Raw genomic sequence first — 13,332 nt, forward strand, 5'->3', positions numbered from 1 at the left:
TTAGGAGAAAAAAAATGATTGTCAAATTACCAACACTGGGTTTAGTTTGTCCCTTCCCCTTAGTGGAAGCAAAAGCCGAAATGGCAAAACTCAATAAAGGCGATGGGCTTGAAATTGAATTCGATTGTACTCAAGCCACAGAAGCAATCCCAGCTTGGGCAGCAGAGGAAGGTTATGAAGTGACGAATTTTGAACAAATCGGCGATGCAAAGTGGACAATTACTGTCTTGAAATAACACGATGAAGTGCGGTTAAAAAACAAGGAAATTTTTCAGTATTATGTAGCAATTGCATAAATCTGTTTTTTTGGTGGTTTGTAGGGACACACTGCGTGTGTCCGTTATAAAATCAAAATGATTTCAATATGTTAAAATCCGGACACACGCAGTGTGTCCCTACATATCGTTGAAATGTCTATTTTTGTGCATTTACTACATAATAATACCGAAATTTTTAACCGCACTTTAAGTAAAAAAACTAGACTAATGAAACAGGGACTTTCACCACAAGTTTTTTAATTTTTTCCGATTTTCCATTCACCACGCAACATGGCTTGTGCGGTTCGTAGGGGTAGAATACGGCAAACATTTTAGGCGTTAATGTGACGGTAAATTTATTCTCAATATCCGCTGTCAGTTGATAGTCATCGGCTTCATTATAATCTTCATATTGAGTTAAATCCGGATAGGTGACGCCGACTTCAATGTTTTCCGTTCCTTGGATTAATACTTGTATATCTAGATAGTCATGGTGCAATTCCGCTTTTTTGCTGCTTGATTCGGCAGTTTCCGGTTCCATCACGTTCATATAAATTTGATCGTTAATATCGTGGCGACCTGTTTCTAATGCCTTGAGATCTAATGTATTAAGATAGTCGCATACTTCTGCGATCACCTTCGGTAAGCCCACTTTAAAATTCGGGTTGATTAGGCTGCTAATAATCATCTTCGCTCCTCATGAATGAATAAAAGTTGAGCTATCATAACAAGTTGATGATATGAAATAAAGTTACCAATCACATTAAAACATCTGTATAATGCCTAAGCTTTATTTTCTGTATTAGCGTGCGGCTAACAAAAGACATTTTTCTGATATATGTATTCCTACATTTCTTTGAAATTTCTTTTGCTAGTCGCAATCTGGAAAATAAAGCATTGTTTTTAATATCAAAATTAAAGGAAAACATTGTGAATCCAATTGTTAAACAATTTAAATATGGTCAGCACACCGTCACATTAGAAACCGGTGCGATTGCCCGTCAAGCTACTGCCGCCGTCATGGCAAGTATGGATGACACCAGCGTGTTTGTTACCGTTGTAGCCAAAAAAGATGTAAAAGAAGGTCAAGATTTCTTCCCATTAACCGTTAATTATCAAGAACGTACTTATGCTGCCGGTCGTATTCCCGGTGGTTTTTTCAAACGTGAAGGCCGCCCCTCCGAAGGCGAAACCCTCATTGCCCGCTTAATCGACCGCCCTATCCGTCCATTATTCCCGGAAGGTTTCTTCAATGAAATTCAAGTGGTGGCGACCGTTGTTTCTGTCAATCCACAAATTAGCCCGGATTTAGTGGCGATGATTGGTGCTTCTGCGGCTTTATCGCTATCGGGTGTCCCTTTTAACGGTCCTATCGGTGCGGCACGTGTTGGTTTTATCAATAATCAATTCGTGTTAAACCCAACTATGGCTGAACAAAAACAAAGCCGTTTGGATTTAGTCGTGGCGGGAACAGATAAAGCCGTGTTAATGGTGGAATCCGAAGCAGACATTTTAACAGAAGAACAAATGTTATCTGCAGTAGTATTCGGCCATCAACAACAACAAGTTGTGGTTGAAGCGATCAAAGAATTTGCAGCAGAAGCCGGTAAACCTCGTTGGAATTGGGTCGCTCCTGAACCAAATACCGATTTAATCAATAAAGTAAAAGCTATCGCAGAAGCGCGTTTGGGTGATGCCTATCGTATTACAGAAAAACAAACCCGCTATGAGCAAATTGATGCGATTAAGGCTGATGTTATCGCACAAATTACGGCAGAAAACGAGGAAATCAGTGAAGGTAAAATCGTTGATATTTTCACCGCCCTTGAAAGCCAAATCGTCCGTGGTCGTATCATTGCAGGTGAACCACGCATTGATGGCCGTACCGTAGATACCGTACGTGCTTTAGATATTTGCACCGGTGTGTTACCTCGCACTCATGGTTCGGCAATTTTCACCCGTGGTGAGACTCAAGCCTTAGCCGTGGCGACGTTAGGTACTGAGCGTGATGCACAAATTATTGATGAATTGACCGGTGAGCGTTCCGATCATTTCTTATTCCACTATAACTTCCCGCCGTACTCTGTCGGCGAAACCGGTATGATCGGCTCACCAAAACGTCGTGAAATTGGTCATGGTCGTTTGGCAAAACGTGGTGTAGCAGCCGTGATGCCAAGCCTTGCTGAGTTCCCTTATGTAGTACGTGTGGTATCTGAAATCACTGAATCTAACGGTTCTTCCTCTATGGCTTCCGTATGTGGTGCGTCTCTTGCCCTAATGGATGCCGGTGTACCAATTAAAGCGGCAGTAGCCGGTATTGCAATGGGTTTAGTGAAAGAAGAAGAAAAATTCGTTGTTCTTTCCGATATTCTAGGTGATGAAGATCATCTTGGCGATATGGACTTTAAAGTGGCCGGTACCCGTGAGGGTGTAACCGCACTTCAAATGGACATTAAAATTGAAGGAATTACCCCTGAAATTATGCAAATCGCTTTAAATCAAGCGAAAAGCGCACGTATGCACATTCTTGGTGTCATGGAACAAGCTATTCCAGCACCTCGTGCTGATATTTCTGACTATGCACCACGTATTCATACGATGAAAATCGATCCGAAAAAAATCAAAGATGTGATTGGTAAAGGTGGAGCAACTATCCGTGCATTAACCGAAGAAACCGGTACGTCAATTGATATTGATGACGATGGCACAGTAAAAATCGCCGCAGTTGATAACAATGCAGCGAAAAACGTGATGGCACGTATTGAAGAAATTGTGGCAGAAGTCGAAGCGGGTGCGGTTTATAAAGGTAAAGTGACACGCTTAGCAGATTTTGGTGCATTCGTCGCTATCGTTGGCAATAAAGAAGGATTAGTTCACATTTCACAAATTGCGGAAGAGCGTGTGGAAAAAGTGAGTGATTATCTTCAAATAGGCCAAGAAGTCGATGTGAAAGTCGTCGAAATCGATCGTCAAGGTCGTATTCGCCTGACAATGAAAGAACTTACACCAAAACAAGATGCTGAAAACATTCAAGAAGAATCTACTGAAGAGTTAGAATAATCTTGATAACTTAATCAAAACTTGGTGGTGTAACGCCATCAAGTTTTGTTATTTTTTAATTAGTCACACAAAAGAAAGCAAATGCAGTATTTTCGGTTATTTCACCGTTGTCTAGCCTATTTATTTAGCTTATGTGCAATATTGTTTCTTACCGGTTGTATTCAATCCAATGGTACTTTTGTGTCTAAAAATTTTGTAGTACTTGCTGAACAAAATCCTAATGTTCACTTTGAACAAGAAGTGATGATTGTACGAATCAGTCAAGTATTACTTGTTGGAAAAATGAGTAACGAAGAACGGGCGTCATTACATTTTGAACGTGGTGTTCTATATGATTCCCTCGGTTTATGGGGACTCGCACGTTATGATTTTATCCAAGCTCTAGCACTACAGCCTAAAATGGCTTCGGTATATAACTATCTAGGGCTTTACTTATTGCTTGAGGAAGATTACGACGGGGCATTGGAAAGTTTCAATGCTGTGTTTGAATTAGATCCAGGCTATGACTACACCCACCTTAATCGTGGTTTAAATTTTTATTATGTAGGACGCTATAATCTTGCCGAGCAAGATTTCTTACAGTTCTACCAAGCCGATATAAAAGATCCTTATCGTGTCTTATGGCTGTATTTGAATGAACAAAAATTAAAACCACAAGATGCCCATAAAAACCTTGTTGAACGAGCAAAAGGGCTATCAAAGGACTTCTGGGGTACAAATATCGTTCAATACTACTTAGGGCACATTTCTTTGGAAGAATTACAGCAGCGTGCCGGCGAATTTGCTGAAAATGCACAACAATATGCTGAAATTCTTACGGAAACCTATTTTTATCTAGCAAAACAAAAACTCAATGTAGGGCTGGTTGATGAAGCGGCGGCTTTATTTAAACTGGCTATGGCGAATCAGGTTTATAACTTTGTTGAGTATCGTTTTGCCTCTTTTGAGCTAATGAAACTAAAACCTGCTCAAACAGAACAGGAAAAAGAAGTAAAAAGTGCGGTAACAAAAACTGGAAATTTTTAGACCGCACTTTATTCAAAAGTTAAACCGAAAGCCCTCTTTGAGCTTTCCTTTTTATATTCGAGTATTTTAATGACTGACAAAATCACCTTTAATGACTTAGGCTTACCTGACTTCATCTTAAAAGCAGTTTCTGACCTAGGTTTTGAAACCCCTTCTCCAATTCAACAAGCCTGTATCCCTCACTTGCTCAACGGCAAAGATGTGTTGGGTATGGCTCAAACCGGTAGTGGCAAAACCGCGGCATTCTCCTTGCCATTATTAGCTCAAATTGATACAAGCGAAAAATATCCTCAAATGTTAGTGATGGCACCAACCCGTGAACTTGCCATTCAAGTAGCTGACGCTTGCGAGCAATTTGTCAAACACGCACAAGGCGTACGTATCGTAACCCTTTACGGTGGGCAACGTTATGACATTCAACTACGCGCATTAAAACAAGGTGCACAAGTCGTTGTAGGCACACCGGGGCGTATTCTTGATCATATTCGTCGCGGCACGTTAGATTTATCCGAACTTCGTTTCATTGTATTGGATGAAGCTGATGAAATGTTACGAATGGGCTTTATTGACGATGTGGAAACGGTCATGGCTGAATTACCGGAGCATCATCAAACCGCTCTTTTCTCCGCCACAATGCCGGAACCCATTCGTCGAATCACCAAGCGTTTTATGAATGATCCGCAAGAAGTGAAAATTAAAGTCAATAACGAAAATGCACCGGATATTGAGCAAAATTGTTGGTATGTCCATGGTGTACGCAAAAATGAAGCACTACTTCGTTTCTTAGAAGTAGAAGATTTTGATGCCGCTATTATCTTTGCCCGTACTAAAACAGGCACATTGGATATTACCGAGCTATTAGAGAAAAACGGTTTCCGTTCTGCCGCACTTAACGGCGATATGACCCAGCAACTGCGTGAACAAACCCTTGATCGCTTACGTAACGGCAGTCTTGATATTGTTGTCGCCACAGATGTTGCCGCACGTGGTATTGACATTGAACGGATCAGCCTAGTCGTGAACTACGATATTCCGCTTGACGCGGAATCTTACGTACATCGTATCGGTCGTACCGGTCGTGCCGGTCGCTCCGGTCGTGCATTGTTGTTTGTAGAACCACGTGAACGCCGTTTACTCCGCAATATTGAACACCTGATGAAAAAACCGATTAATGAGGTAGAACTACCGAATCACTTAATATTGCAAGAATGCCGCCGTAAAAAATTCGTGGCGAAAATCACCAAACAACTTGAACATCACGATTTAGAACAATATCGTAGCCTATTAGAAGATTTATTCACTGCTGATCAAGATCAGGAGGATATTGCGGCTGCAATGCTTATGTTGCTTCAAGGTAAGCAAAAATTAATCCTTCCACCTGATCCGCCAATGGAAAAACGTCGCCGTAATGATCGTGCCGAACGTCGTGAAAATCCTCGTTCAGCAGAGCGTCGTGGAGAACGAAAAGGTTACGGCAACCCACAACCAATGGATTTATACCGTATTGAAATCGGCAGAATGGATGGCGTTGAAGTTCGTCACATTGTTGGCGCAATTGCAAATGAGGGGGATATTAATAGCCGATATATCGGTCATATCAAACTTTATGATGATCACTCCACAGTGGAATTGCCACAAGGAATGCCAAAAGAATTACTTCAACAATTCGGTAAAACCCGTGTGCTAAACAAGCAAATGAGAATGTCATTCCTTGGTGCGGTAAAATCAGAAAACTCACGTGAACGTGATGATTTCGCCGGAAAACGGCGAGGTCGTGGTAACGATAATGGTGATCGTGGCGGGCGTAAATTTAATGAAAAAAATAACCGCACTTTTAACGAGAAACCTCAAAGAGGTCGTCGCACTTAATATAGATAGAGGGTAGGGATAGCCCCTACCCTTTGCCACGAAAAATTCGTTTCAAACTTTTATAAATAAGGAAAACGTATTTGAAAGGTTTATTTTTACGCATTATCGCGGCTTTTGCTTTGCTCCTTTGGGCAATAGATATGGTTTTTCCTTGGCAAAAAATCATGCAATCGGAAGAAAATCATTATGCTGCAATTCAATCACGCGGTAAGCTCATTGTCGGCACAATTAATAACCCTATTTATTATTTCATTGATTCCAAAGGGGAATCAGGCTTGGAATATGAGTTAACAAAAAATTTTGCTGATTATTTAGGCGTAGAACTTGAAATAAAAACGCTTGAAAATACAGATTCCCTTTTTAGCTCACTTGAAAACAATCAAATTGATTTAGCTGCGGCCAATTTACTTTTTCATCCTAAACGCGCTGAACAATTTCAAATTGGGCCCGCTTATACCTCCGCTTCTTGGCAATTAGTCTATAAAAAAGGGGAAAATAGACCAAAAGATTTAAGCATGGTAAAACAGGAAATAGTCATTTCAGGCGGTCAGGAATTAGATGAATTGCTCTCACAATTTCAACAAAAATTTCCCACGTTACAATGGAAAAACAATAAACAATTCACACAAGAAGAATTACTCATACAAGTCGCTGAAGGCAAAATTCCCTACACTATCGCAAATTCTATAGATGTCGCCATGGTGCAGCAAATTCGTCCGAATATTGCTATCGCCTTTGATTTAACTGATGAATCCAGTGTGCATTGGTATCTTGCTAATAATTCTTATAATGAGCTACAAGCCGGCTTATTAGATTTTATGAATAATGCTTTAGAAACCGGCCTGATTGATCGTATTGAAGAAAAATATTTCCGCCATATTGCTCAATTTGATTATGTCGATAGCCGTGCTTACTTGGAAGCTATTGAAAAAATTCTCCCACAATATCAACCTCTCTTTGAAAAATATAAAGGGAACTTGGACTGGCGTTTATTAGCTGCCGTTGCCTACCAAGAATCCCACTGGAACCCTGATGCCACGTCTCCCACCGGTGTAAGAGGAATGATGATGCTCACCAAAGATACCGCAGAGCGTATGAAAATCACCAATAGAACAGACCCCGAACAAAGTATAAAAGCAGGTTCAGAATATTTACATTGGTTAGTTTCACAAATGCCTGATAGTATTGCGCAAGAAGATCGTATTTGGTATGCGCTTGCCGCCTATAATATGGGACTAGGCCACCTCGTGGATATTCGTCGTTTAACAAAAAAATTAGGTGGAAATCCGGATAATTGGCTTGATGTAAAAAATAACTTGCCATTATTAGCCGAAAAACGTCATTATAATAATCTAAAATATGGCTATGCTAGAGGTTATGAAGCCTATCAATATGTGGAAAATATCCGCCGTTATATGAATAATATAGTGAATTATCATCGGATTCAGAGCAACCAAAATAGCACTGGGCTTGAAAATGAAATAGACAATAGAGAGGAATAAAAATAAGGAGAAAATAGATATGCTAAAACGTAAAACCTTTCTGAAAAAAGTAAAATCACGCGATATTTCTGTTTCCCGTAACTCACGTATCAGACGGCTAAAACACCGTAAACAAAAACAATTTGAACGACATACAATGCAATTTGTTCTACAAGAATTTGGTAGCTAAATAAAGCTTTCGCAAAAAACATAAAACCCCGACAGACTATCGGGGGTTTTTCTCTATTTATTTCGTTGTGGTTGGCACGGTCAGCTCAGGATCTTCCGGTTTCTCCACTTTCATAAACTGCTTATCTTTATTTGCATCAATAATTTGTTGGGTTTGATTTGCTAAGTTTTCTAAGCCCATTTTTTTATAGGCATCACGCATTAGGAATAAACCTTCATAAGTGGCAAGAGTGTCGGGATATAATTGCAACATCCCAACAACACGATTCGCCACGGCAACATCTGCATTACGTTTTGCATAAAATTTGGCTATTTCTAATTCATGGCGAGCCAAGGAATCTTTAATATAAGCCATACGTGCTAACGCATCTTGTGAATAAGGGCTGTCTGGAAAAGCCTGTACTAAACTTTGGAAATTTGAAAATGCAGTTTTTAACGAGCTTGTTTCTCGCGTTGCACGATCAATCCCAAAAAAATCTTGAATCGCATTATCTGCTGTCGCAGCGTTAGTTAAACCCGCCATATATACGGCATAATCACGATTTTGACTTTGTGGAAATTGGTTTAAAAAACTATCTACAGTAACTAATACACCTGTGTAATCCTGAGATTTATAGTTCGCATACATCAAATCCAACATTGCCTGTTCTTGGTAAATACTTCCAGGAAAACGTTCGGTTGTCGCATTTAAATAACGAATAGCTTCGGAATAACTCCCTTCTTGTAAAGCTGTTGCACCTTTGTTATAAAGCTCACCCACTGTTGCCTGTTCTACTTCTTTATTTCCACTTGAACAGCTCACCACAAAGGCAGCCGCCGCAATCAACGCTAATGATTTTATTTTACGCATTGTTTTTTCCTTAATTTTTACGAAAGCCAATAAATCAGATACAATTGGCAAGTATTCTATATAACATTGGTAAATAAACCAACTTTTAAAACGATTGAGACAAATTTTATGCCACAAATTACCCTTTCAGCTGAGGTTCAGCCTGAACAAGCAGGACTGCGTTTAGACCAAACTCTCGCCGAATTGTTCCCCGAATATTCCCGTTCACGGCTCAAAACATGGATTGAAGCAGATCTCGTTAAAATTAATAACCGTATCGCCAATGTCCCTCGAGAAAAACTACTCGGTGGTGAACAAATTAAAATTACCGTTGAGGTAGAAGATGAAACCCGCTTTGAACCAGAAAATATTCCATTGGATATTGTGTATGAAGATGAGGACATTATCGTTATTAACAAACCAAAAGATCTCGTGGTTCACCCTGGTGCCGGTAATCCAAATGGTACGGTATTGAATGCCCTTCTTTATCATTATCCGTCTATTGCTGAAGTACCTAGGGCAGGTATCGTACACCGTTTAGATAAAGACACAACAGGTCTCATGGTTATCGCAAAAACCATCCCTGCACAAACCAAATTAGTGCGAGATTTACAAAAGCGAAAAATTACACGTGAGTATGAAGCCGTTGCTTCAGGTATCATGACAAAGGGTGGCACGGTAGATCAACCTATGGCTCGTCATGCAACCAAACGGACACTTATGGCCGTTCACCCTATGGGGAAACCGGCTGTCACGCACTATCGCATTATGGAAAACTTCCGTAATTATACACGTTTACGTTTACGTCTAGAAACCGGCAGAACCCACCAAATCCGTGTTCACATGGCACACATTGCCCATCCTTTATTAGGCGATCAAACTTATGGCGGTCGCCCCCGTCCCCCAAAAAATGCCAGTGAAACCTTTATGGGAGTATTGCGTAATTTTAAACGCCAAGCTCTACACGCTGTTATGCTACGTTTAGCCCACCCAATTACCGGTGAAATCATGGAATGGTATGCCCCTCTGCCTGATGATTTTGTTGAATTAATCAGTGCATTAAAAGCAGACTATATTGAACACAAAGAAGAATTGGATTACTAATATGAAAGCAATTTTTCCCAAATGGCAGGCTCCGTCCAATATTCATGCTTTTACTACAACACGAGCCGGTGGTGTAAGCCAAGCTCCATTTGCAAGCTTTAATTTAGGTGATCATGTGGGAGATGAAAAAAGTGCGGTCAAAACAAACCGCACTTTATTGGTGGAATCGTTCCATTTACCCCACTCTCCTTTATTTCTTACTCAAACCCATAGCACTAATGTCATCCAATTACCTTATTCCGGCAATAACTTTGACGCTGATTCGGTTTATACCAACCAACCGAATCAAGTCTGTGCCGTGATGACAGCAGATTGTTTGCCTGTGCTTTTTACGACTAAACAAGGCAACGAAGTGGCTGCGGCTCATGCAGGTTGGCGGGGGCTATGCGATGGAATATTAGAGGAAACAGTGAAATATTTTCATACCGAGCCACAAAATATCATAGCTTGGCTCGGACCGGCTATTGGCCCAAAAGCATTCCAAGTAGAAAAAGATGTCATTGAGCAATTTATGAAATTTGATCCTCATGCGGAAAATGCTTTCCAGCCAGATCCAAACCAACGAGGAAAATACTTCGGAAATCTTTACCAAATTGCTATACAGCGTCTAAACAAACTAGGAATCGTAGAAATTTCCGGCGGAGAACACTGTACATTTTACGAAAAAGAGCTGTTCTTTTCTTATCGACGAGAAGGAAAAACGGGAAGAATGGCAAGTGTGATTTGGTTTGAATAATAAATAAATGATTCAAAAAAAACAGGGATGGAAATATTGTTTCATCCCTGTCTTCATTCATAACCTTTCTAAACTGAAAAGGATTAATTAGGCTGATCGTTTCCCTAAAAATAATGATAAGACTAGTGCGATAAAAGCCGGTATCAACCACCCCATTCCCTCTGCATAAAGCGGCAAATAATTTAAGATAGTTTCAATCCCTTGAGGTAATAAATCTATATTTTTTAAACTATCACAAGCACTAAAGCTCACTGTGACAAGTAGTGTGAAATAGTAGCTAAAGGTGATATTAGGTAACTTATTACGAATAATCTGCAAAAATACCAACATAATTGCAACAGGATAAATTAACAATAATGCAGGAATAGTAATACGTAGTAATTCCGTTAAACCGGTCTGAGCCACTGTTATTGTCAAAGCAGTAAATACCATTACCCAAAATGAATAGGACAAACGAACATGAAATTTAGAGAAATAATCAGCACAAGCACTGGTGACGCCTACAAGCGTTGTGAGATTCGCCAAAATAATAATACCTGACATAATCCAAGTGCCACCAGCACCAAATAAGGCATTAACATAGCGAGAGAAAATTTGTCCACCATTCGTCGCCCCTTCGGAAACTTGTGCACTGGTTGCGCCTAAGTAAAACAGTGCAAAATATAAAGCTGCTAATAAAAATACCGATATCAAACCGGCAGAAATCGTGTATTTCACCACATTTTGTGTGGAAGAAACATTTCTCACAGCCAACGCTCGTGCCACAATGCCCCCAAATGCAATTGCAGCTAAAACATCCATTGTTTGATAACCACTAATTAACCCTGATGTCATTGCAGAATTTGTCGCATAAGCCTTAGTTGGTTCAACAATATCAGAGAGTGGTGAAATAACAACATTCACAGTAACGACGACTAAGAGTACTAATAATGCCGGCGTCATAAATTTTCCCACTGTCGAAATAATCGTATTTGGGCGAAGCATAAAAAGCATACCGACAATATTAAAAATAAAAGAGAAAACAAAATGCGTATAAGGGCTATCTTCCACAATATTTAGCGGTAACCACGCCATCTCATAGGCAACGTTAGTCACTCGCGGCATCGCAAATAAGGAACCAATGACTAAATACAATGTGGCTAAAAAAACTACCTCAGCCCATTTAGGCAAATCACGGGTAAGTTCCTCACCTCGCCCTACCATCGCAACAACAACCAAGGTAATAAATGGCATAAATACACCGGTTAATATAAAACCAAAAGAAGCCGTTGCCCAATTTGTACCGGCGGTAAATCCTTCCATTGGTGGAAAAATAACATTTCCTGCGCCTAAAAAAAGCGCAAAAATCATCATACCTAAAACAATAATATCTTTACGAGTAAACATAATCTTCTCAGTTCATAAAAAGGAAATCATTCTACTACAAAAGTATAGAAGAACCCTAACGCTCAGACGCAGAAATGTGAACTCAGTCACATTGTCAATCTCACCTAAAAATATCAATAAAAATAACCGCACTTATCTCGATATTTTCCTCAAGAAATAAAAATGTGGTAGTATCCTTGCTGTCGTTATTTTTTTGTTATATTTATTTTAAATTTTTTGGAGGATCTTTAGTGTTACAGCTTTTACAACGATTTTTTAAACTGGAATCTGCCGGTGGAATTTTGCTACTTCTCGCTACGCTTATTGCAATTTTGTTTGCCAATTCACCTTTAAATAGTGCTTATCATGACTTCTTGAACCTTCCTGTCAGTATCCAAATCAGCAGTTTCGCAATTAATAAAACGCTCATTCATTGGATTAATGACGGTTTTATGGCGGTGTTTTTTGTTCTAGTGGGATTAGAGGTAAAGCGAGAACTATTGGAAGGCTCACTTTCAAGCTATCAACAAGCGATTTTCCCTGCTTTCGCTGCCGTGGGCGGAATGGTCATTCCCGCATTAGTCTATGTCTTTATTGCCCGTCAAGATCCTACACTTGCCAATGGCTGGGCAATTCCAATGGCAACAGACATTGCTTTTGCCCTTGGCATTATGGCACTTTTAAGCAAACAAGTGCCGCTGCCCTTAAAAGTCTTTTTATTAGCGCTCGCGATCATTGATGATTTGGGCGCTATTGTCGTCATTGCGTTATTCTTCTCCCAAGGATTAAGTCTTCAAGCGCTTATTTTCTCGGCAATCGCAATCATTCTACTCATTGCCTTAAACCGCTTTAAAGTCACCGCACTTTGCGCTTATATGGTAGTCGGCACAATCTTATGGGCATCCGTCTTAAAATCCGGCGTACATGCCACACTTGCCGGCGTTATTATCGGTTTCTGTATTCCTCTCAAAGGTGAAAAAGGCGAAACACCATTAGAAGATTTTGAGCATTTGCTTGCGCCTTGGACTTCATTCCTTATTTTACCGTTATTTGCCTTTGCCAATGCGGGGGTAAGTTTTGAAGGGTTGGATTTCTCTATGCTGAGCTCACCGTTATTACTCGCCATTGCCTTAGGTTTGATTATCGGTAAACCGGTCGGTGTGTTTGTCTTCAGTTATCTTTCGGTGAAGTTGAAGATCGCTAAGTTACCGGAAGGAATTAATTTTAAACAAATTTTTGCCGTCGCCATTCTATGTGGTATCGGATTCACGATGTCCATGTTCCTGGCAAGCCTTGCTTTTGAGGCGAATGCCGGTGAAAGTGTCAATACCCTTTCCCGTTTGGGTATTCTAATCGGTTCCACAATCTCTGCCATCGTTGGGTATATCTTCTTAAAACAAACCACAAAAGCATAAC

General features: G+C 40.1%; 12 protein-coding genes. 9 read left to right on the top strand and 3 right to left on the bottom strand.

From position 1 onward, the window contains the following. The first annotated feature begins 14 nt into the window (after positions 1 to 14). Positions 15 to 236 (top strand): sulfurtransferase TusA family protein, encoded by a 222-nt coding sequence (locus E4T92_RS04135; protein ID WP_077414580.1) that lies wholly within the window; start codon positions 15 to 17, stop codon positions 234 to 236. A 241-nt stretch (positions 237 to 477) separates the two neighbouring features. Here the strand turns inward: E4T92_RS04135 and nanQ are convergent, their stop codons facing one another. Beyond that, positions 478 to 945 (bottom strand): N-acetylneuraminate anomerase, encoded by a 468-nt coding sequence (gene nanQ, locus E4T92_RS04140; RefSeq protein ID WP_135093563.1) that lies wholly within the window; start codon positions 943 to 945, stop codon positions 478 to 480. Between the two features lie 242 nt (positions 946 to 1,187). On the opposite strand from nanQ, the gene pnp reads away from it, so the two are divergent. The 5 genes from pnp (at position 1,188) to E4T92_RS11060 (ending at position 7,883) form a co-directional block, all read left to right on the top strand. Then, complete coding sequence (gene pnp / locus E4T92_RS04145) at positions 1,188 to 3,317, top strand: polyribonucleotide nucleotidyltransferase (RefSeq protein ID WP_135093564.1); 2,130 nt, start codon at positions 1,188 to 1,190, stop codon at positions 3,315 to 3,317. 81 nt (positions 3,318 to 3,398) lie between these two features. Continuing rightward, positions 3,399 to 4,343 carry a lipoprotein NlpI gene (gene nlpI, locus E4T92_RS04150; RefSeq protein ID WP_077542436.1) on the top strand — a complete coding sequence of 315 codons (945 nt, stop codon included), beginning with the start codon at positions 3,399 to 3,401 and terminating at the stop codon, positions 4,341 to 4,343. Between the two features lie 69 nt (positions 4,344 to 4,412). Then, positions 4,413 to 6,212, top strand: a complete 1,800-nt coding sequence (locus E4T92_RS04155; RefSeq protein WP_135093565.1) for a DEAD/DEAH box helicase — start codon at positions 4,413 to 4,415, stop codon at positions 6,210 to 6,212. An 80-nt stretch (positions 6,213 to 6,292) separates the two neighbouring features. Next, positions 6,293 to 7,714 carry a membrane-bound lytic murein transglycosylase MltF gene (gene mltF / locus E4T92_RS04160; protein ID WP_135093566.1) on the top strand — a complete coding sequence of 474 codons (1,422 nt, stop codon included), beginning with the start codon at positions 6,293 to 6,295 and terminating at the stop codon, positions 7,712 to 7,714. Between the two features lie 19 nt (positions 7,715 to 7,733). Continuing rightward, the gene (locus E4T92_RS11060; protein ID WP_167366621.1) at positions 7,734 to 7,883 is read left to right on the top strand and encodes a hypothetical protein; all 150 of its coding nucleotides are present in this window, start codon (positions 7,734 to 7,736) and stop codon (positions 7,881 to 7,883) included. 57 nt (positions 7,884 to 7,940) lie between these two features. Here the strand turns inward: E4T92_RS11060 and E4T92_RS04165 are convergent, their stop codons facing one another. Beyond that, on the bottom strand, positions 7,941 to 8,732 hold the full coding sequence (locus E4T92_RS04165; protein WP_135093567.1) for an outer membrane protein assembly factor BamD: 792 nt from the start codon (positions 8,730 to 8,732) through the stop codon (positions 7,941 to 7,943). 108 nt (positions 8,733 to 8,840) lie between these two features. Here E4T92_RS04165 and rluD point away from each other — a divergent pair, with 108 nt between their 5' ends. Together rluD and pgeF are read left to right on the top strand one after the other, a co-directional pair. Next, positions 8,841 to 9,815 carry a 23S rRNA pseudouridine(1911/1915/1917) synthase RluD gene (gene rluD / locus E4T92_RS04170; protein ID WP_135093568.1) on the top strand — a complete coding sequence of 325 codons (975 nt, stop codon included), beginning with the start codon at positions 8,841 to 8,843 and terminating at the stop codon, positions 9,813 to 9,815. Between the two features lies 1 nt (position 9,816). Further along, a complete protein-coding gene (gene pgeF / locus E4T92_RS04175; RefSeq protein WP_135093569.1) occupies positions 9,817 to 10,551 on the top strand; it encodes a peptidoglycan editing factor PgeF in 735 nt (244 codons plus the stop codon). 87 nt (positions 10,552 to 10,638) lie between these two features. On the opposite strand, the gene brnQ is transcribed toward pgeF, so the two are convergent. Then, positions 10,639 to 11,937, bottom strand: a complete 1,299-nt coding sequence (brnQ, locus tag E4T92_RS04180; protein ID WP_135093570.1) for a branched-chain amino acid transport system II carrier protein — start codon at positions 11,935 to 11,937, stop codon at positions 10,639 to 10,641. A 230-nt stretch (positions 11,938 to 12,167) separates the two neighbouring features. On the opposite strand from brnQ, the gene nhaA reads away from it, so the two are divergent. Next, the gene (gene nhaA / locus E4T92_RS04185) at positions 12,168 to 13,331 is read left to right on the top strand and encodes a Na+/H+ antiporter NhaA (protein ID WP_167754005.1); all 1,164 of its coding nucleotides are present in this window, start codon (positions 12,168 to 12,170) and stop codon (positions 13,329 to 13,331) included. The last annotated feature ends 1 nt before the right edge of the window (position 13,332 follow it).

It is taken from the genome of Pasteurella sp. WM03 (assembly GCF_004570945.1).
Lineage (GTDB): Bacteria > Pseudomonadota > Gammaproteobacteria > Enterobacterales > Pasteurellaceae > Rodentibacter.